The following is a 20,453-nucleotide window of genomic DNA, read 5'->3' as shown; positions in this document are numbered from 1 at the left end:
ACCGATAAATATGGCTTTAAAACGAAGTTCTTTAGAAAATTATGTTTTGCTTATGCTCTATGTTGATTCAATGAGTTTTACAAAATTTAAACCAAAAACATTTTTAAAAAAAATTCGTCCTTTCTGTAAAACTGAGCATTTGGGTTTTAAAATACTTCATATACGTATTAGAGGTTCGAATTTAGGTATTTCAATTGATATACAAAAAGATTGTTTTGTAGTTCGTCAAAATCATGCTTTACATGAGTTTATTTTTTATTGTGACTCTTGTAAGGTTTTACTTAAAAAACTTCTTAAACATAATCTTTTAATACCTTAATTATGACGGAAATTCAAAAATTATTCTCTAAAAAAGATGCCTTACTTGTTCAACTTGCTTGTATTCAAAATGATATAAATGATTATATAACTCATCCTGTTGAGACTGTATCTATTCAGCAAATTCATTATCAGTATGAATTTATCATTAAGGAAATTCGTCGCATTGATACAAAGATTTATGATTTATTTAATAAACAGTCTTTGTCTTTGGCTTTAAAGAATAGAGATTTAAAAAAACTTACTGACATAGCTACTTCTACATTTTTATTTACTGTAAAAGATTTACCGAAACTTCATTTTTTAATGTTTAATAATTCTGATTTATGATTACAGTTTTGTGTGCTTTGGAAAAATCTGTTTATCATCAAATACCTGGTATTGATGTTTATGACAAAAATAAAGATGCTTATACCTATGATGGCTGTGGCCTCGTAATTGCTCACCCACCTTGCCAGCAATGCAGTAAATTAAAACATTTTGCTGCTTATAATAAACTTGAAAAGGAATTGGCTTTTTTTTGCTTGGAAAAAATTCAAAAAAATGGTGGAATATTGGAGCATCCTCATGGTTCATCTTTTTTTAAAGAAGCTGGTATTAAACCTACTATTATAGTAGATCAAAGTTGGTGGGGTTTTCCTGCTCAAAAAAGAACTTCTTTATATTTTAATGAATGTATTCCTTTAGAATTACCTAAAATATTCTTTCCTCCTACTAAAACTGTTCAAAGAATGGATAAGTCTCATAGGTCGATAACTGTTTTACCCTTTGCGACCTGGTTAATTAATTCTGTGCAAAATAAAATATCGTTGCCGTAGGGTATAACGGCAACCAACTCGCTCAAAAAAGATTTTTCTTCTTTTTTGAGTGAGTTGGACTCAAACTAAATCTTAAACCAAAAACATGATTACATACAAAGAACGACACCAAACCAAGACTAAATTTAAAATCAACAAATTAAAAACTACTCTTATAAATATTGACTATTTAATTATTAATCTCGAGGGTCAACCTTTTGGAGAGTTCCCCGAAAACTCAAAATTCAGATTAAAACCATACGATTACGGAACTAAAATTTTTGAAATTCGTTCCGATCTTTATTATGAAGATTTAAAAATTGGCATTTATACTGCAAAACCTCGTAGCGCAATCATCAGTGATAACTTGGCTCAATTACAGATAGAAAACAATCTTTTTTACACTTTAACAAACGATACTTTAAAATGTATCATAAATACTTTTTGCGATGAAACACAATACATTTTTAAGTCAGTTAATAGATTGGATATATGCCTTGATAAGTCTGATATCAACAATTCTTACCGTAATTTATATAGTAATATTGTTGGAGGTCACTACCTTATTTCAGGCCGTCCCAAAAATATGCAGTCGTATTTTGAGACTTATAAAGGAAAGTCGATTCTTAACGGCTTTCAGATTGGGAAAAGAACTTCCGATAAAATAATTCGATGCTATAATAAAACGCTGTCATTGCAATTAACTGAAAAGCCATATATAAATCAGTATTACTCTAACAATGGTTTGAAAAATGATAATGTTTGGCGTTTTGAATATCAGTTAAATTCAGCGTTTTTTAGGGGTTTAAACGAGCATTCAAACGCTGATATAAATGTTAGTCAATCAATGACTTGGGGTATTTTTGATAAAGCAAATCTTTATGAATTGTTGAAAATAGCGAACAAAGGTTTTTTTGAATTACGTGAGAATACAGGTAAATCAGAGGTCAATAAAGAAAAGCTTATTACTTTGTTTGATTTTGATTATTTGCAGTCTCAAATATCAAAATTCAATCCTATAATCAAGCGTCTTAAGAAAGTAACTCTTTCCAGTACTACAATTAAAAAGCGTCTTGCGAAGTCTTTATTTAGAGAATATTACGCAAACAATCAGGATATATCTTATATCGTTGCTCTAAATCTTTTGCTTGAAGATATGGATATGACTACCGAAAATCCGCTTTTGATTTGGTTTCAAAATAAGTTACATTTTTATCTGCATGAGTTTAGAACAAAGGAAAAAATAGTAAATGATTTTGATTCTGAATTATTCCATGAACATCAACTGTTATTTTTATAAGCCATGAAAACACAAAATACAAGTCAAAAAGTTTCCAAAACAGAATTAATGCATTTGCTTGGTGTAAGCTATCCAACTGCATTAAAAGAGTATCAAATTATATTAGATAGTTTACAGTTAAAAAGAAATTATTTAATGATTTCCGATTTAATTACATATAAAATACTCTCTTAAAGTGTAAAAAAATATAAAGAATTATAAAGAAATGTAAAGAATTGTAAAACGTCAAATATTAGTTGTAATAACCTTTGTGAAAGAATTTAAACAAATAAAATTTATAACAAATGAAAATTGCAACTATTACAGGCGTTACAAAAACGCAGGAATTAACCGTAACAAAGTCAATTGGTTCTATTATTATTTCAAGTGGTTTGGCCTTGGGTCAATTAACTACTGAAAAAATAACTATCTACATTGAACGTGGAAACGGTTCTAATGTCATTTTAGCAAATAAGGTTTTGCTTAAAGATTTCATTTTAGCTAGTACCTATGGAACTGAGGCTACTCAATCAGATTCAAATAACGGTTTTATTGCTTTGTGTGAAATTGCGGACGAAGGTTCTGTTTATTTAGCTGAAAAGGAGAGTATTAAAATTGTTCTTGAAGACCTTGACGAAGATATGCGTTACGATTTGCATGGTATTGAAGAACCTGTCTCAACTAACAATTTATATTTTTTCGAGCAAAAAACTGTTGCTTCTGAGGAGTTCAACAAAAAAATTGATGTTCAGGGCTTTGATTTGGCTATTATGACGGTAGATGCTACTGTAAGTGATTTGTCTTATCAGTACTCAAATGGTCAGGTTGTAAAATATCTTCCATTTGAATTGCAAACTTTAAGTAGAGACATTGACCCTATTCAGGCTTTATCTCAGAACGGAACTGTTGTTCAGGGTTTAATTGATAGATTGACTTTGCCTTTGGTTGGTGTTGTTGGTCTTGAAATTAATAAATCTCAGGGTTATGTTATTAATTTCGTCGTTAGGGCGTTAAAAACTGTATAATTATGGGTTTTTTTAAAAAAATTGGAACTGCAATAAAGAAAAATGTTTCTTTCAAAAACTTGGTAAAAGTTGCTACTACTGCCGTAGGTTTTGTTCCGGGCTTTGGTGGTATTGCTCAGCAAGCTATTGAAAAAGTTACGGACGCTGTTGAAGCTAATAAACAGGAAAAAAGAGCTTTAGCGGAGGGTAAAGTTGATGAGGCTAATGCTTGGGCTATCAAGGCTCAACAGTTAAAGCAACAGTTGGCTGATGCTTCAGGTGCTGTCGCTGGTGCTGGTGCTAATATTTTCGGTAAAGCTATTGTTACAGGTGTTAACGATGGTTTAAGTTCTGGTATCATCCAAAATAGCGGTCAAATCGGTGCTACTGTAGTAAGTTCTACTATTAAGGTTTGGTTTGAGAGAAATTGGAAAATTGTTGTTGGTGCTGTTGCTGGTCTTATTGCTTTGATATGGTTTCTAAGACGTGGCAATAATCATTCAGGTCAGAGAGTTGCTAAAAGACGATAATCCAAGGAATTACAATCGAATCTATCTTTTAGTATTCTTGGTAGATTCGGCTGTAATTATATTAAAAAAAATGGCTGAAATAATATTAATAATTAAAAACATTATAAACTAATGGCACAAAATAAAAAAAGTTATAATTCAAACAATCAGAATAATAACAATAACAATAATAATCAGGCTCCTAAACATTCAGGTGCTAAGGCTACTACTTATACACCTGTTTCTGGTCCTAATAAAGGTATTGAACAGCATTTAACAACTGGTTGGAGATTATCCAAAGGTGAATTAATTGCCATAAAATGTGTGACTACTTCTAAGTCTAATCTTTCAGAAAAGGGCTGGTTTGGTTCTGTCGCATGTACTTTTACAAATACTAAGAGTGGTGTTACTTCATTTCATTGGGGTACAATGCAAAAAAACGGTGGCAAGGTCGTAATTGATAGCATGGCATTTGTAATCAATCCACGTGCTAAAAACGGCGGTTATGCTGGTACTTTTTTACGTTCTAACTAATTAAAAATTACAAAATATGAAAAGTTTGAAAACAATTTTATCGGTAATTGGTATTATCGTTAAGTATGGAGCAGTAGTTACTGCTATTTTAAAAGGGATTCAGGTTGTATCTGATGAATTGGAAAAACTTGATTTAGGAAAAGAGGATGTTAAAGCTTCTGCCCGACCTTTGCACGTTCAAACTGAAACTTTAATTTCAGAGGAACATGAGTAGTTTTTTAGGTCGAAAAGATTTGACCAGAGGTATACGAAATAACAATCCGGGTAACTTGGTTATAACTACTATCGCTTGGCAGGGTAAAATCCCAAACAGTCAGAATACTGATAAACATTTTGAGCAGTTTACAGAAATAAAATTTGGTATCCGTGCCATGTTGCGAGATTTGACAAATGATATTGATAAGGGTAAAAACACGGTTAGAAAGCTTATAACTGAATATGCGCCTCCATTTGAAAATGATACTCAAAAGTATATCCAGTTAATTGCAAAGGCTGTTGGTTTAGACCCTGACCAAACAATCAAAATCGTAGATGCAAAGTTTTATTTAGTGATTGCACGTGCAATTATTAAACATGAATGTAGTCCAGATCATAATTTAATTAACGATTCAGATATACAGGACGCAATTGACATTATTGGGGATTACAATCTTTCAAGTGTTACAGTAACATCTAAAAAGAATTTCAAATTTAATTATTTGATTATTCCTGTATTGCTTTTTTTTTATACTGTTTACAGCGTTACAGTCTAAACAAACGTACAAAACGATAAAAATTATTAATTCAAAATTTAAACAAAATGTTACATAAAATCAAACTTTTTTACGCAAACAATAAAACTATTGCAAATGTTGTCTTAGTTGCTTTAGGTGGATTCTTAGCTTATAAATTATTTAAGAAAAAATAATTATGGCTCAAAGAGAAATAAATAATAGAACAAAGAGCCAAGCCAATACAGTTTGGCTCTTTGACTTTCTGCAAAAATACTGGCTTTTGCTTGTTGGTATTATAGTGTGTTATCCGTTATTAAAAAAGTGGTACGATAAATTTGCTCAGGATGCTGAGGAAAAGGCTTTGGAAGATTCTGAAAAGGATTTAAAAATTGCAGTTTCTAACCCAATTACGAAAGAAATTGAATTAAATAAAATTACACCTCGTAAAGAAGTTCATGATATTGCAGAGTCTTTGGCTGTATGGTTAGGAACAAATAAGCAAACAAAAAATTCTCCTTGGTATACCTGGTTAACTGAGCCTATGTCTAATTTCGAAAATGAAAAAGAGACAATTAATGAGTTGTTAAAAGTTAAACAACCAACTACAGTTCCTTTAGTTATTGCTGCTTATTATGTTATTACAAGACGCGATTTGAAGGCTGATTTAAAAAAATATTTATCAACTTCGGAATTAAAAACAGTTCCGTTATTTAATTAAAAGATATGGCTTTTATACAATATATTGACGATAGCTATGCTGTCAAAGTCAAAGAAATCCCTTACTATGATGAACAGGGTTATCTTGTAAAAGATATTGAAACACCGTTTTTCATATTATCGTTATATATCGATAATAAGCGTGTAAATGGTGTGTCGTTGCTTAATTATGATAGTGTTTCTATGTTGTCGGTTATCAATGATATGGGTAATGTTGATTTAAACGTTATTCCTGAAAATCATTTTGCTACTGCTTATACTGAAATATTTTTATCTGTTTCTTCTGCTGGTCTTATTTCTGGAATACAAATTTCAAACTTTAGTGATTTCCAGACTAAACCTTTAAGATATTTAAAGGAGTATAAACTCCCTCAATTTAGGTTAGACGGTCGTTGGATGCAAGGTTCTGGCTATGCTGTTGATGATAGGGTTTATTCAATGCTTAAACTTGGTACTATTCAGGGAGATAATAAGTTTTATACTGCTTTGCATTCTACTTATAGGAATCACGTCGATATTGATAACCTTTATTTTCAAGGTCAACCTCCTGGTAATGTTATTAATGGTTATGCAGGAACTTATACTTTTCCTGTTCAGAATAACGGTAATATTGTTCAGTTTGGTGATTATTATGTAAAAGTGACTACTCAAAAATCATCTTATCCGTATGGTTTAAGTATTTTTATATTTAGCGATATTAGAACCAATGAATTTTGGCTTTATGTTAATTATATAGACGCTTCTACAAGTGTAATAACTAAAGGTGAATTTGATATTGACACGTTTGTTTGTGTAAATGGTGGTTTTAAAATTAAAAATATCTTGCAGGATGTAGAGGTTCAAATCACAAATATTTATGGCTAATACTACTCCAACGCCTTACAGTTGTACTGCTTTTAATAAAGACAAAAACATTCAGCCTATTAAAATAGAGTTTTGCAAGTCTATATTTTATTTGCATAATTGGTTGTTAAAAGATATCGGATTTGATTATCACTATATCAATATTTATAACCGAAAAACAGGTAAATATATTTCTCGCCAATATTGTAATGATTTTGTAATAGATAAACCTTTGTATTGAATTACAAAGGTTTTTTTTTTAAGGTATAATTATTTATTCTTTTATAACAATTGACAAAGTGAAATTAAAATTATTGGCACTATATTTGAAAAACTTTAATAACTATAAACCCACAAAAATAAATCTTATGAAAAAAATTACTTTATTATTGCTTTTGACTTTTTCTTTGTCTTATTCTCAGACTACTGTAGAGGAATATAATTATGTTACTAAGGGTTATGCTGAGACAATTTCTAAGGGTTTGGATTTAAAAAAAGGTTATTCTTTAACTGAGGTTTATCACTATACTGATTCCAATTATGATTTTCTTTTTCAGTCTCTAACCAATGATAGAACTAAAAAAACATCTTGTATAATGGTTATTGCTCATTCTTTAGGATGGGGTAATAGATATTATTTGTGTATTCCTATTGGTGATTCTCAATTAGAAGAAAAATATAAATATCAGTTGAATCTCTGGGATGCTCCTATTCTTTCCGCTTATTCTCTTGCTTTGTCGCAAATATTGACTTATTCTTTAATGTCTGCTGAATAAAATTTATTAAAAATTCTAATAAATAAACCCCAATAAAACGGGGTTTTTTTATGTTCCAAATATTTTTTTTGTACTTATTAACAATTTATTTATAATTATTGGACGGTTTATTTTGCTAATTATAAATTATAGTTCAAACTATATATGTTGAATTAACAGACATCAGCTTCATTATTTCTACTTCTTTGTGTTCGCAGATACCTAGCCCTTATTCAGAAATCTCATATTCTGAAAAACAAATTACTTTATTTAAAATATGAGATTTGTACGAATCCAAATTCATAATATTTAAAGCTTTAAATTTTCTCGTATTTGAGAAATAAAATTTTTAAATTTCAAATAACGGATTTATATGCGTTCAAATAAAAAAGCATCAGTACTATGTGATGCTTCAAATTTCTCCTATTTGAAAATTATTTTATTTTTTTTCAATAAACAGATTTTCTGTTAAGTGCAATTACTTTAAAGTATTCTTTTCAATATCGCTTAATTATTCTAGGTAAAAATCTTATATTTGACATTTATGATAAATACTAATATGCTGGAAAAGAAAATACATCAAGGTCGAAATATAAAGCGTTTCTGTGAAATGCTGGGTATAAAACAAGAAGTCCTGGCCTATGAATTGGGTGATGACTGGAATCAGAAGAAAATTTCTCTTTTGGAGCAGAAAGAATTGATTGAAAATGATATTTTAGACCAGGTTGCTAAAATTCTTAAAGTGCCTGCGGATGCTATAAAGAATTTTGATGAAGAACAAGCGATAAATATAATCTCAAACACTGCCTCTTTTGATAATTGCCAACAACCAGCTTTTTTTAATAACCAGCCTACCTTCAATCCTTTAGATAAAATGGTCGAGCTTTACGAGCGTATGCTTGAACAGCAAAAGGAAATGATAGACAGATTGGAGAAATTGATTCGGGAGAAATAATCTGTGCTTTTTCTCCCAGAACATAAACATATCCGGTAACTTCCATAATTCCGCTATTTAGCTTTTCGTTTTTACTGGTAACTTCTGCGGTTCCGTAAATTTTACTGTTGGATTGCGCTATATTTAAAAAGAAATAAATAAAAGCAGCAAAATGATTTTTCTCATAACGATTAAAATTTTCAGAATAATTGCATTTCAAATATAAAAGAAAAAAGCATCACTTTCGTGATGCTTTTCAGATGTTTCAAGAATATCTTTATTTAATTTTTTTCAGGTAAACTGATTTTCCGTTTAAAGAAACATTGATTTCGTTATTTTTCTCTGAGAAAGTTGTTCTTAAGGCATTTCCTTTAAAAATCTGAACATCTCCCCAAACTTTTCCAGTTTCATCAGAAACATATTCAAATAACAATTTTTTATTATCAGGCTCAATTCCTAATTTGTAACTTGAGAATTTTGAAGTTGTCAAATTAAATTCCTGTTGTGTGTCAATTATTTTACCATCAGCATAAAAATTGGTCACTGATTTGTTTAAAGTAATATCCGGGTAATATTTGTTTACTTTTTCAAGTAATACATATTGATCAGGACTTGCATCTTCAATTTTTGTGGTAATGGATTGTGCGAATGAAATTGTTGTAAAAATAAGAGCTAATAGTAAAGTGAATTTTTTCATAAATTTTAATTTTAAGGATTAAAGTTTCAAAATATTTTCTAAAACTTACATAATAACCACTTTTTGTGTAAAATGTAATTATTATATGTAACAAGGTACTAAATATTTATCTTTGCACGAAATAAAAAGCAAAGTTTTAAGAAAATGACAACAAAAAAATATATCAAGCTGATCCTTATTTTGGGTTCTCTGACAGCACTTGGTCCTTTTTCGATTGATATGTATTTACCCGGTTTCTCTGGTATTGCAAAAGATTTAAATACCACTGTGGCCAAAGTTTCCATGAGTTTGTCCAGTTATTTTATTGGAATTTCTGCCGGACAGTTGCTTTACGGACCTTTATTAGACCGTTTCGGACGTAAAAAACCATTGTTTATAGGCTTAATGGTTTATATACTGGCGTCTTTAGGATGTGTTTACGTAACTAATATTGATTCTTTTATACTTTTGCGTTTTGTTCAGGCTGTTGGAAGCTGTGCTGCGACAGTAGCTTCTGTAGCAATGGTCAGGGATTTGTTTCCTGTAAAGGACATTCCGAAAGTATTTTCTTTATTGATGCTTTTTCTAGGACTATCACCAATGCTGGCACCAACCATTGGTGGGTATGTAACCGAGGATTATGGCTGGCATATGGTTTTTTTAATCCTCATGTTCATGGGGATCGGGAATTGCTTTTTCAGGCTTATTTACGTACGTAGCGGCTTCTCCCATTATATTTATGGATATTTACTATGTTGATGCTAAAACGTACGGCTGGATTTTTGCATTCATGTCAATCAGTTTTATTGGCTCAAGCCAGTTAAACTCACTTCTTTTAAAGAAATTTTCGAGTGAACAGATGATTTTCAGTGCTTTAATTGTACAATCTGTTATAACGATCATTTTCCTGATTCTTTCCTTAAATAATTTATTAGGGTTATATGAAACTATTGGAATGCTATTTTTGTTTTTGGCTTGTTTGGGAATATCAAACCCGAATACTGCCGGACTTACAATGGCTCCTTTCGCTAAAAATGCCGGAAGTGCTTCCGCTTTAATGGGCGCTATTCAGTTAGGGCTTGGGGCTTTAGCTTCGTTTGCTGTCGGAATTTTTGTAAAAGATTCGGTAGCGCCTATGGTTGTTATTATGACCGCAACTACTATTATTGCTTTTATTGTTTTGAATGTTGGTAAACGCTTTATCACACAAAAAGTCGAAGTAGCAGCAGGAGATGACGCTGTAATTGGGCATTAAAGGACAATAATTTTTAATTTTTTTTAATTCCAAATTTCAAACGTGTTACGAAATTTGAAAAGCATAAAAAAGCCAGAATTTAATAAATTCTGGCTTTTTTATTGGAATTTGGAATTTAAAAAGATTGAAATTCACCTTTTTTCAGCTTCTCTTATCCGGTCTGATAATCATTCTAAGCGACTGATCACTGGCAAAATACGCTACCATCCAATTCCAGAAAGTATTTAATCTGTTTCTGTATGTTATTAAGGAAATCAGGTGAATAAACAACCATATAATCCAGGCAAAGAACCCTTTGAAATGCCATTTTGGACTAGGTAAATCTACCACGGCTTTATTTTTTCCTATAATTGCCATCGAACCTTTATCATTATAAGCAAAGGGCTTAAGAGGCTTGCTTTTGATAATTGCTTTAAAGTTTTTGGCTAAATTTAATCCTTGCTGAATCGCAACTTGTGCGACTTGCGGGTGTCCGTCTGGAAATTTTGCGTCTCCGGCTAAAATTGCCGTATCGCCAATCGCATAGATATTTTCAAGTCCGTTCACTTTATTATACTGATCGGTTGCCATACGACGACCGCGACCATAACTTTCTTTTGGAATTCCTTCGAAAATTTTAGCAGAAACTCCTGCAGCCCAGATTAAGTTTTTGGTTTTGATGGTTTCGCCATTTTCGAAATATACAGTATCATCGACATAATCTGTAACACGGCTGTGTAATTTAACAACAACACCCAAATTGGTGAGTGCTTCTAAGGTATCTTTTTGGGAAGCTTCGCTCATTGGTGACAGTAAAGCATCTCCTCCATCGACTAAATACACATTACTCGCCGATGTTTCCAGCTCCGGATATTCTTTTAACAGAATGTTTTTTCGCATTTCGGCAAACATTCCGGAAACCTCTACTCCTGTAGGTCCGCCACCAGCCACAACAATCGTCAATAATTTGCGGCGTTTGCGGATATCTTTGGTGATTGCTGCTTTTTCAAGGTTTTTAAGCAATGTGTTACGCATTTCGATGGCATCATTTAAGGTTTTCATCGGAATAGCGTTTTTCATTACGTTTTCCATTCCAAAATAGCTTGTTTCAGCACCTGTGGCAAAAACAAGATAATCGTAGGTCAGCTCACCGTTACTAAGAATAACTTTATTTTCGGCAGGAACTACAGAAAGTAATTCCCCAAGACGAAATTGAAGATTCTTTTTTCCGGCAAAAAATTTCCTAAAAGGATAACTGATACTTGATGGCTCTAAAAAAGCAGTGGCAACCTGATATATAAGTGGTGGGAAAAAATTATAATTGTTCTTGTCAACAAGCGTTACTTGTATCTGAGGCTGATTAACCAGTTCTTTCGCGAGATTCAGACCTGCAAAACCACCTCCAATAATGACTATTTTCATATATATTGTTTTACGAATAAGATTATTTTCTTTTAAATCACCTTAAAAGTACAACATAAATTAACAGTTACAAAGTCATTAGAACTTACTTTTTGAATTTTTTAACAGGTTTTTCTACTACATCGATTTTGTTTTGTAAAACATAATTCGCTAACAATTTTTCGATCAGTTCGTCTTTTGTTAAGTGATGAAAAACAGTTTTTACTTTTGTTTTTAAATCAGTAGAAATCTCCTGATTGGGTTTTGTTTTGAAAATTTGTTTCGCCCATAACAGGGTATTATTCTCTTCTAAACTTACTACGGAAGGTTTCTGAAACTGAGTGAATTTAATCCCTAATTCTTTTTCGAATTCCGGAATTTCAATTGCTTCTTCCTCTTGCAAAACCGTTAATGAAAGTCCCTTTGCTCCTGCTCTGGCCGTTCTTCCGCTACGGTGCACATAATTTTCATACGTATCCGGTAAATGATAATTGACAACATAAGCAATTTCTTTTACATCAATTCCTCTTGCGGCCAAATCTGTGGCAACCAGAATATTAATGTGCCCTTCACGAAATTGTTCCATGATTCTGTCACGAATTCCCTGCGATAGACTTCCATGAAGTGCTCCTGATGAAAAACGATTAATAGCCAAATTTTTAGCTAATTTATTGACCGCAGCTTTGGTTTTACAGAATATAATTCCGCGTTGGCCTTCTTTTGAATTTAGGAAATGCATTAAAACATCCAGTTTTTCGATTGGGTCAACAATAATATATTCATGGTCAATACCCTGGTTACCTACAGTTTCCATATCGGCACTAACCTGAACTACATTTTTATTCAGGTAATTCTGAATCAACTGCTTGATTGTTCCCGGTAAAGTAGCTGAGAATAACAGGGTGCGGTGTTTTTTAGGAAGTTCAGCAACAATTTCGTCTAAACTTTCTTTTAGGATTGAAACCATTTCATCGGCTTCGTCTAAAACTAAATATTGGGTTTGTTTTAAGTCAATCGCTTTACGCTGAATCAAGTCGATTAAACGTCCCGGAGTGGCTACTACAATATGTGTTGGCTGTGTCAAACGCTCTATTTGTGGTTTTATTGGGATTCCACCACAAGTTGAAGCGATAGCAATATTTGGAATGTGTTTTCCGAAATCTTCTAAATTTCTAAAAATCTGTTGTCCAAGTTCTCTGGTTGGAACCAGTATAATGGCCTGAACAATTGGTGATTCTGTATTTATTAATTGCAATAAAGGCAATCCAAAAGCAGCTGTTTTACCTGTTCCGGTTTTGGCTAAACCTACTAAGTCATGAGTCTCAGTTAAAAGAAGCGGAATTGTTTTTTGCTGAATTTCTGTTGGCTCAACAATTTTTAATTCGCTTAACGCTTTTAAAATGGGTGCTGAAATTCCTAATGCTGAGAATGGTTTAGACATTTTTTGTTTTTGTTATTATTTTTTTGTTTCAGGTGTGATGTTTCAAGTTAGATGTAGATTCCAATAACCTGAAACATGAAACCTGAAACTTTTTTAATCTTTCCGGGATCAATCCGGCTCGTTCATGATTTTTTCACGGTATTTTTTACCGATTAACAAGACCATCTTTAATTTATAATCGTCAACCAGCCATTCGCGGTAATTTTTACTGCATTGGCTCAAACATTTTGCATAACGTTTAATACGGCATTCTATATCGTCATCTAATTCTTTTCCAAGAGATTTGGCTTCTTGCAAAGTTTCAGTATTATCTACACACATTGCTGCATGTTGCTCTAATGATTTGTCTAATACAACTTTAGAACGTAAATTTTGTTTGATGATAAGTTTATGTTCTTCATCAACATCAAAAGTAACATCTGCAGTTTTACTGAATTTTGCACGTAATTCCGGAGGCATACTGTATTTGAAATACAATTCAATTTCGGTATCATCACGAAGATTTTCTAAATAAAACTCAGGTGATTTAAAAATATGCTGCCAGTTAACAGGCTCGCTCCATAAACCAAAACGTGCTGCATTATTACCTAAATCAATCACTGTAAACTCGTCCTTACCTGGTAATTTACGAGATCCGCGACCAATCATCTGGTAGTATAAAGTTAAAGATTTTGTAGCTCTGTTTAGGATAATAGTCTCAACAGTAGGCTCATCAAAACCAGTAGTTAAAATTCCAACCGAAGTTAAGATCGCATCCGGAGTTTTTTTGAACCATTGCAAAATATCCTTACGTTCTTCGGCACTGCTGGTGTTATCCAGGTGTCTGATATCGTAACCGGCTTCCCTGAAAGTTTCATATACATATAATGAGGTATGAATACCATTGTTGAAAATCAGGGTCTTTTTACCTAATGAACGCTCTGTATAAGCATGCAAAAGTTTTTCCTGCATAATCGTATTAGTATATAAATCGTCTGATGATTTTACGGTATAATCCCCATTAATACCCACTTTTAGAGAGGTCAGACCCACATCATAACTATAGGTTGTAGCACGCGCCAAAAAACCTTTGTCAATCAATGAACTAATGGTATCACCTACAATAAGTTCGTCATAACTTTGGTGCATTGGTAATTTTATATTCGAACTCAAAGGTGTTGCAGTTACTCCAAGAATAAAAGCATTTTTGAATGAGTTTAATAATTTACGGAATGAATTGTAATGCGCCTCATCAATAATAACCAAACCGATATTATCCAGATGTAATTTTTCATCATTGATACGGTTTTTTAAAGTCTCAACCATCGCTACAAAACAGGAAAATTCGTTTTGATCCGGTAATTCTTTTACTTTACTATTGATTATTTTATTAGAAACACCAAAGCCTTTCAGCATTTTTGAGGTCTGTTTGCAAAGTTCGATACGATGCGTTAAAACCACTACTTTTTTGTCATTATTGGCTAAATAACGACGAACGATTTCAGAGAAAATAACTGTTTTTCCTCCACCGGTTGGTAGTTGATACAATAAATGATGTTGAGCAGGAGCATTGTCTAAACGATCAAAAATGGCGTCAATATCGCCTTTTTGGTATGCATAAAGTTCTTTTTTCTCTTCTCTTTCTATTTCTAAAGTGTTTTGAGACATTGTAAATTTTTGGATTTTTGCAAAAGTACACCTAAAAAACAGTTATTCATCTTATTTTAACCTAAAATAAATGATTCTTTTTAATAAGATTTTTTATGGGAAGTGTTTTTATTAGTCGATTTTCTCTAAAATTGTCTCAAAATCATACTTGTTTTTCCATTTTTGTTGAATTGTTTCTTGTTCGACAGCAATTATTCGGTCCTTAAAATCATTCAAAATTCCGTTCGAAATTGTAAAATTCACCACCTGCTCAAAGGAATTGAGCATGCTTTTGTAGAATAATTCCTGCTTTATAAAGTTTTGGGAGGAAAAAGTTTGGGCAATTTCAATGTTAAACAACATTACGTCGGCAATCACAAAAGGATCCACTCCAAGTGAAATAAAATGCTTGATATATTTTTGCGCTACAGAACGGCGCATTTTTGCTTTCGGACGCCATTTTGCGTTGGGCTTTTTAATAGGGAAGTATTCATGTGAGATTTTGACCTTGCATTCCTGTAAAAGTTTATCTTCTTTCGGGTTAAAAGCAAAATCATAGTAGACTTTTACCGGACTAAACTTTTCGTACAATTCGATAATTTGCTCTTCGAGCTGTTCTTTATTTAATTCGCCTAAATATTTTTTTAAATCGCGCTTACTCATTATCAAAGTTTAAGATTACAAAAGTAAATTACTTTTGGCATTCATACTTAAAATGCCATCGATAATACTTAATTTTGCCTGTATAAACTCAAAAAATAAATACATGCTCAAGATTTTTAAAGTTACGGCAATTTTAGAAGGAATCTCCTATTTAGTTTTATTTGCTAATATGCTTATTATCAAAACCAACAATCCAGAACTTTATCATACTATATTACGTCCGTTAGGAATGACGCACGGAGTATTGTTTATTGGTTACATTGTATTGGCGTTTTTACTGAAAAAATCTCAAAACTGGGATTTAAAAACTTTTGGAATCATTTTAATTGCTTCTCTTATTCCGTTTGGAACTTTTTATATCGAGAAAAAATATTTAGAGAATAATGCATAAGCTTTTGGATAAAATATTTAACTTTTTGTATCCGATTTTTAGGGATTGGGGCATGAGCCGCAACTTTGCGTCTTATATCAGCCTGATTTTTAATATCATTATTTTAGTGGCTCTGGCCTATATTATCTATTATGCAGCCAAATTTGTGCTGGTGACGCTAACGGCTGTTTTTGCACAACGCACCAAAACAAAATTTGACGATTACCTAATTCAGAATAAAACTACCAGATATACCGCTTATCTGATTCCGTTTTTCTTTATTTATAAAGCGGTTCCGGTTATTTTAGACAAATACGAATACTGGGAATTGATTTTCGGAAAAATAGTTGGGGTGTATATCGTTATGCTTGGATTATGGATCGTTCGTACGATTTTTAATTCCTTACGCGATTATTTAAAACAAAAACCGGAATACAGCGACAAACCTATTGATAGTTTTGTTCAGGTAATTATGATTATCCTTTGGATATTTGGAGTTGCTATTATCATTTCGAAATTGTTCGGCATCAAACAGGGCGAACTTTTAACTATTTTAGGAACACTTTCCGCGATTATCATCCTGATTTTCAGGGATACGATCCTTGGATTTGTGTCAAGCGTTCAGGTTGCCATAAATGATATGGTTCGAATTGGTGACTGGATTACAATGGATAAATTTGGTGCCGACGGAGATGTGATCGAAATTAACCTTACGACGGTAAAAGTCCGAAATTTTGATAATACAATTACAACTATTCCAACTTATGCTTTGAGTTCGGATTCTTTTCAGAACTGGCGCGGCATGCAAAAATCGGATGGACGCCGTATTAAGAGACACATTTTAATCAAAAGCAGCAGTATCCGTTTTTTGACTGATGAAGATCTGAGTCAGATGAAAAAAGTCCAGCTTATCAGTTCCTACATAGAAACCAGACAGGCTGAAATTGAAAAATACAACGAGCTGCGCGGAGTTGATAAAACGCTGGCGTTAAATGGTCGAAATATGACTAATCTGGGCTTGTTTCGAAAATATATTATTCAATATTTAGTGACGCATCCCGGATTAAATAAAGATATGCACATCATGTGCCGTCAATTACAATCAACTGCTCATGGCGTTCCTTTGGAAATTTATGCTTTTTCGAGTGATAAACGCTGGGCAAATTACGAATATATCATGGCTGATATTTTTGATCATGTAATGGCTTCTGTTGCTTATTTTGATCTTGAAATATTTGAATTACCTTCTCAAATTGGCCGATGGGATTAACTTTTTTACCATATAAGTAATTTAAGTGCATTTTAGTTTTGCTTTTTATCGCTGAATTACTTGTAGGTTTGTTTTTCTTCCGTTTTGGTTGGCCGATGGATGATTTTTTTGGTCATATAAGTAATTTAAGTTCATATAAAATAAAGCTTAAATGAACTTAAATTACTTATATGGTTATTCTTCGGCTTTGATTTCCTCGAAGATAAATGCTGAATTATGGTATTCTATAGGAACCTCAGGAACAAAACAGGGAAGATTAAAATAGGTTCCCATCACTCCTTTTCCTAAAAATAATTTATTGTCTTTTTTCAGGAGCGCTAACGGCACTCTTTTCCAGCTTCCTCCAAAAGTTAAATAGTGGTAATCTCCGCGCAAAGTGTCCCCTTTTATATCCCCGCGTACCTCTCCGGAGTCCTTCCCTACTCCATAATGTGAAATTTCATAGCGGCCAAAGAATCGTTTATCATTCCTGTTGATTACCAAAACGGCAGTATCTTTATTATGTATGGCACGATATAAAGACTGCCGGTACTTTTCTTTTCCTTCTTTGGAATTACAGGAAAACAATAACGTAAAAAGGACTAACGAAAGAACAAGTTTAAGGGCTTTTGTCATTTTTTTAGGTATTATTTTTGAACAATTTAACTTAAATGGACTTTGAAGATTTAATTACAGACGGTCTTTTACAAATTCAATTTGCGTTTTTCCATGTGCCAGCGGTTTACCGCTTTCATCTAAATTAACCATTGTAGCATTGTCAATTGTAATAATGATTTCGCGGGTCATCATGTTTCTTACGGCACATTTGAGAACCAGGGAAGTGTTGCCAAATTTTACCACATCTATTCCGATTTCAACAATGTCTCCTTGTCTGGCAGAGCTTTTAAAATTTATCTCGGACATATATTTAGTGACCACTTTTTGATTCTGTAATTGAATAATACTGTATAATGCCAGTTCTTCGTCAATCCAGGACAATAAATGCCCGCCAAATAAAGTTCCGTTTGGATTTAAATCCTGAGGCTTAACCCATTTTCTGGTATGAAATCGCATATTTTTATTTTATATAAAACAAAAATAGGTTTTTACTATCGGATTTTTTCTTTAATTTTAAAGAAAAAACATGACAGACAGAGACACTTTTTTAAAAGAATTCAGAGGCGAAACTTTAGGAACTGTAAGTGCTCAGTCTTCGGCAGATGAGTTGTTCCAGAATCAGACTATCCGACCGGTTTTAAAACTTCAGAATGACCTCTTTATCGCTGCTTTTATCAATTATGCCAATAAAAACAAAGCTGACTTTTATTCGTATACCGTAGAAAAGAAATTACAAACCATTGAAAATTCAATCCAGAAAGACATCAAATTCAGAAATTCCCTGAAAGGAATGGCAATAGCGCTTTTTACTGTTGAAGAATACAATACCTACATTCAGAATTCATCAAGCCTAAACAAACGAATGATGAATTTACTAATTGATCGCCTGAAAAGCCAGGTGCAGTTGTTTGAAAAATAAGATGTGAAATGTAAACTGAGACTGCAAACTGAGATGTAAACCGAGACTAAAAAAAGAGGCTCTTTTCATAACGAAAAAAGCCTCTTTTTTATTAATTTACTCCTTAGACAACATCAATTCCTTAATATATTTTACCGGAGCGCTGCCGAAGCTCAGGAATTTTTCATGAAACTTTTTAAGGTTAAAGTCCTTACCTTGTTGTTTTTTGAGTTCTTCTCTTAAATTATAAATTTCAGTATATCCTGTAAAATAAGAACATAACTGAACCTGAGATAATGTTACACGTTTCCATTTTCCATCGGCTTCCGCTTGTTGCTGGAAAGCTTCTTTAGTTAGTAAATCCAAAGCATCTCCTTTAGACATGTTTTTAGTGTGAACGCTGATATCCAAAATGGTGTTACAAGTGGTTCTTAAATTCCATTTATAATACATCAGCCACATTTCGTCAGAATTTTTGTAACCGCTTTCCAGCATCATTTTTTCAGCGTAGACAGCCCATCCTTCTACCATTGCACCATTTCCTAAAATTGATTTTATGATACTCGGCGATTGATTACTGTAAACCAATTGTGTATAATGTCCCGGAATTGCTTCGTGTATGTTTAGGATTTGCAGAATGTAATCATTGTATTCGCGTAAATAGCTTTCCGAGTTTTCAGCTGTCCAGCCGGACATACTGCCTACATTATAGTACGTGTTTGCATTTTTGTCATATGGCCCCGGTGCAGAGATAGAAGCTCCGGCTACCCCAGCCATATAGGCAGGTTCTTTGCGCACTACAAGTGGTTTTGACGGATCGATATATAATAAATCTTTTGCTTTTACATAAGCGGTCAGCTCCGGAATTTGTTTTTCAATTTCAGATTGAAACTTCTCAGGCGTTGTATGCTGCAAGGATATTTTATCAATAACCTGTTTGATTAAGTCTAACTTATCTGTTGGTTTTGGTGCAGTTCCTTTGTATTTAGTCCAAAGTTTGTCTGCCAGAACAAACATTTTGTCGTGCAGGTCTTTTTTATGATCAACAGCTATTTTATAAATCTGATCTGCACTGTATCCGGACTGAATGTCCAGATCGAATTTTTCAGCATACAATTCAGCGCCTAATCTAAAAGAACGCGGCGTTTTGTTCGGTAATTTTTTTAACCAGTCTGCATAATCTGTAATTGCTTTTAGGGCAATTTTAGCTTTGTCCAGTATTTCTTTTTTCTCTGTGGCAGTCAATTTACTTTTCTCTACAGCAATGCTCAGCTCTTCTTCAAAAACAGAAGATCCGCCTAAGTTTTGGGCTATGGCAAGTTCGGTATGCTCTATAGTTGGGTTTTTAATATTTTTTTTAGCTGCTTCATAATAGGCGGGAATTCCGTTCATCTTAGTATTAAAAGCTTTTAAACGAGTTTCCAGGCTATCATAGCTTCCGTTCAGGATTTCCGAAAAAGAACCGCAGACATTATATTCAGAAGGATTCCATTGAGACGATTTCATCTTTTTAGCACTAAAAATAATAGCATCCATCTGATTTTTTATCATGTAGAAATCAGTCTTATTCTTATCCGATAAATCATCAATCGTATAGTGTTTTAAAGAATCTAATTGCGCAGCAGCAAAATCTAGCTGTTTTTTTTCATCCTTACTATCCGGAATTACCAGAACACTGTCCAGTTTATGGTAGCCCACACCGGAAGCCCAGCCGGGATACACTTCCCATAATGCGGTAACAAAACCATCTTTATAATGATCGAATTTTTTATCTAAGGAAGTATCGGCAGTACTTTTTGCACTTTTATTACAGGAAACCAGTAATGTTAAGGTACAAATGGAAAGAAGCAGTTTTTTCATAATTTATTAATTAG

The 20,453-nt window shown here is 32.8% G+C and carries 26 protein-coding genes and 1 pseudogene; 19 read left to right on the top strand and 8 right to left on the bottom strand.

What is annotated here, in order from left to right; genetic code table 11:
- Nucleotides 1-10 precede the first annotated feature (10 nt).
- The 15 genes from EV142_RS15690 (at nt 11) to EV142_RS15625 (ending at nt 8,424) form a co-directional block, all read left to right on the top strand.
- Entirely contained in the window at nt 11-319 is a 309-nt protein-coding gene (locus EV142_RS15690) for a hypothetical protein (RefSeq protein WP_127339953.1), read from the top strand.
- A gap of 2 nt (nt 320-321) precedes the next feature.
- Nucleotides 322-648, top strand: a complete 327-nt coding sequence (locus tag EV142_RS15685; RefSeq protein WP_127339952.1) for a hypothetical protein — start codon at nt 322-324, stop codon at nt 646-648.
- Nucleotides 645-1,136, top strand: coding sequence for a hypothetical protein (locus tag EV142_RS15680; protein WP_132036791.1), 492 nt, complete (start codon nt 645-647; stop codon nt 1,134-1,136). The genes EV142_RS15685 and EV142_RS15680 overlap by 4 nt, the downstream gene beginning before the upstream one ends.
- A gap of 85 nt (nt 1,137-1,221) precedes the next feature.
- A complete protein-coding gene (locus tag EV142_RS15675) occupies nt 1,222-2,415 on the top strand; it encodes a hypothetical protein (RefSeq protein WP_127339950.1) in 1,194 nt (397 codons plus the stop codon).
- 3 nt (nt 2,416-2,418) lie between these two features.
- A complete protein-coding gene (locus EV142_RS24070) occupies nt 2,419-2,589 on the top strand; it encodes a hypothetical protein (RefSeq protein ID WP_158286334.1) in 171 nt (56 codons plus the stop codon).
- Between the two features lie 110 nt (nt 2,590-2,699).
- Nucleotides 2,700-3,419: a hypothetical protein gene (locus EV142_RS15670; RefSeq protein ID WP_127339949.1), complete on the top strand. Its 720-nt coding sequence runs from the start codon at nt 2,700-2,702 to the stop codon at nt 3,417-3,419.
- A gap of 2 nt (nt 3,420-3,421) precedes the next feature.
- A complete protein-coding gene (locus tag EV142_RS15665) occupies nt 3,422-3,928 on the top strand; it encodes a hypothetical protein (RefSeq protein ID WP_127339948.1) in 507 nt (168 codons plus the stop codon).
- Nucleotides 3,929-4,039: 111 nt separating this feature from the next.
- Nucleotides 4,040-4,441, top strand: coding sequence for a hypothetical protein (locus EV142_RS15660; RefSeq protein ID WP_127339947.1), 402 nt, complete (start codon nt 4,040-4,042; stop codon nt 4,439-4,441).
- Between the two features lie 25 nt (nt 4,442-4,466).
- Nucleotides 4,467-4,655 (top strand): hypothetical protein, encoded by a 189-nt coding sequence (locus EV142_RS15655; protein ID WP_132036790.1) that lies wholly within the window; start codon nt 4,467-4,469, stop codon nt 4,653-4,655.
- Nucleotides 4,648-5,193 (top strand): hypothetical protein, encoded by a 546-nt coding sequence (locus EV142_RS15650; RefSeq protein WP_127339945.1) that lies wholly within the window; start codon nt 4,648-4,650, stop codon nt 5,191-5,193. Before EV142_RS15655 ends, EV142_RS15650 begins: the two co-directional genes overlap by 8 nt.
- 157 nt (nt 5,194-5,350) lie before the next feature.
- On the top strand, nt 5,351-5,872 hold the full coding sequence (locus EV142_RS15645; RefSeq protein WP_127339944.1) for a hypothetical protein: 522 nt from the start codon (nt 5,351-5,353) through the stop codon (nt 5,870-5,872).
- A 5-nt stretch (nt 5,873-5,877) separates the two neighbouring features.
- Nucleotides 5,878-6,735, top strand: a complete 858-nt coding sequence (locus EV142_RS15640; RefSeq protein ID WP_127339943.1) for a hypothetical protein — start codon at nt 5,878-5,880, stop codon at nt 6,733-6,735.
- Nucleotides 6,728-6,955, top strand: a complete 228-nt coding sequence (locus EV142_RS15635) for a hypothetical protein (RefSeq protein ID WP_127339942.1) — start codon at nt 6,728-6,730, stop codon at nt 6,953-6,955. The genes EV142_RS15640 and EV142_RS15635 overlap by 8 nt, the downstream gene beginning before the upstream one ends.
- A gap of 127 nt (nt 6,956-7,082) precedes the next feature.
- Nucleotides 7,083-7,490 carry a hypothetical protein gene (locus EV142_RS15630; protein ID WP_127339941.1) on the top strand — a complete coding sequence of 136 codons (408 nt, stop codon included), beginning with the start codon at nt 7,083-7,085 and terminating at the stop codon, nt 7,488-7,490.
- Nucleotides 7,491-8,013: 523 nt separating this feature from the next.
- Complete coding sequence (locus EV142_RS15625) at nt 8,014-8,424, top strand: helix-turn-helix domain-containing protein (protein WP_132036789.1); 411 nt, start codon at nt 8,014-8,016, stop codon at nt 8,422-8,424.
- A 256-nt stretch (nt 8,425-8,680) separates the two neighbouring features.
- On the opposite strand, the gene EV142_RS15615 is transcribed toward EV142_RS15625, so the two are convergent.
- A complete protein-coding gene (locus tag EV142_RS15615) occupies nt 8,681-9,100 on the bottom strand; it encodes a hypothetical protein (protein ID WP_132036787.1) in 420 nt (139 codons plus the stop codon).
- A 144-nt stretch (nt 9,101-9,244) separates the two neighbouring features.
- On the opposite strand from EV142_RS15615, the pseudogene EV142_RS24715 reads away from it, so the two are divergent.
- A pseudogene (locus EV142_RS24715) lies at nt 9,245-10,334 on the top strand (multidrug effflux MFS transporter).
- Nucleotides 10,335-10,475: 141 nt separating this feature from the next.
- Here EV142_RS24715 and EV142_RS15605 read toward each other — a convergent pair.
- The 4 genes from EV142_RS15605 to EV142_RS15590 form a co-directional block, all read right to left on the bottom strand.
- A complete protein-coding gene (locus tag EV142_RS15605; RefSeq protein ID WP_132036786.1) occupies nt 10,476-11,735 on the bottom strand; it encodes an NAD(P)/FAD-dependent oxidoreductase in 1,260 nt (419 codons plus the stop codon).
- A gap of 85 nt (nt 11,736-11,820) precedes the next feature.
- A complete protein-coding gene (locus EV142_RS15600; RefSeq protein ID WP_132036785.1) occupies nt 11,821-13,155 on the bottom strand; it encodes a DEAD/DEAH box helicase in 1,335 nt (444 codons plus the stop codon).
- A gap of 108 nt (nt 13,156-13,263) precedes the next feature.
- Nucleotides 13,264-14,802 carry a DEAD/DEAH box helicase gene (locus tag EV142_RS15595; RefSeq protein WP_127339934.1) on the bottom strand — a complete coding sequence of 513 codons (1,539 nt, stop codon included), beginning with the start codon at nt 14,800-14,802 and terminating at the stop codon, nt 13,264-13,266.
- 111 nt (nt 14,803-14,913) lie between these two features.
- The gene (locus EV142_RS15590) at nt 14,914-15,444 is read right to left on the bottom strand and encodes a DUF6155 family protein (protein ID WP_132036784.1); all 531 of its coding nucleotides are present in this window, start codon (nt 15,442-15,444) and stop codon (nt 14,914-14,916) included.
- Between the two features lie 103 nt (nt 15,445-15,547).
- Between EV142_RS15590 and EV142_RS15585 the strand changes: the two genes are divergently transcribed.
- Nucleotides 15,548-15,835: a DUF3817 domain-containing protein gene (locus tag EV142_RS15585; RefSeq protein WP_132036783.1), complete on the top strand. Its 288-nt coding sequence runs from the start codon at nt 15,548-15,550 to the stop codon at nt 15,833-15,835.
- On the top strand, nt 15,828-17,084 hold the full coding sequence (locus tag EV142_RS15580; RefSeq protein WP_132036782.1) for a mechanosensitive ion channel family protein: 1,257 nt from the start codon (nt 15,828-15,830) through the stop codon (nt 17,082-17,084). Before EV142_RS15585 ends, EV142_RS15580 begins: the two co-directional genes overlap by 8 nt.
- Before the next feature lie 174 nt (nt 17,085-17,258).
- Here EV142_RS15580 and EV142_RS15575 read toward each other — a convergent pair whose 3' ends face one another.
- Nucleotides 17,259-17,699 carry a hypothetical protein gene (locus EV142_RS15575; protein ID WP_132036781.1) on the bottom strand — a complete coding sequence of 147 codons (441 nt, stop codon included), beginning with the start codon at nt 17,697-17,699 and terminating at the stop codon, nt 17,259-17,261.
- Nucleotides 17,700-17,753: 54 nt separating this feature from the next.
- A complete protein-coding gene (locus EV142_RS15570; protein WP_127339929.1) occupies nt 17,754-18,137 on the bottom strand; it encodes an acyl-CoA thioesterase in 384 nt (127 codons plus the stop codon).
- A gap of 70 nt (nt 18,138-18,207) precedes the next feature.
- Between EV142_RS15570 and EV142_RS15565 the strand changes: the two genes are divergently transcribed.
- Nucleotides 18,208-18,600 carry a glyoxalase gene (locus EV142_RS15565; protein ID WP_132036780.1) on the top strand — a complete coding sequence of 131 codons (393 nt, stop codon included), beginning with the start codon at nt 18,208-18,210 and terminating at the stop codon, nt 18,598-18,600.
- 96 nt (nt 18,601-18,696) lie between these two features.
- Here EV142_RS15565 and EV142_RS15560 read toward each other — a convergent pair whose 3' ends face one another.
- Nucleotides 18,697-20,439 (bottom strand): DUF885 domain-containing protein, encoded by a 1,743-nt coding sequence (locus EV142_RS15560; RefSeq protein WP_132036779.1) that lies wholly within the window; start codon nt 20,437-20,439, stop codon nt 18,697-18,699.
- Nucleotides 20,440-20,453: the final 14 nt, after the last annotated feature.

It is taken from the genome of Flavobacterium circumlabens, assembly GCF_004345565.1.
GTDB classification, from domain to species: Bacteria; Bacteroidota; Bacteroidia; order Flavobacteriales; family Flavobacteriaceae; genus Flavobacterium; species Flavobacterium circumlabens.
The sequence above is the reverse complement of the archived record's forward strand: the minus strand, read 5'-3'. Positions and strand labels throughout refer to the sequence as shown.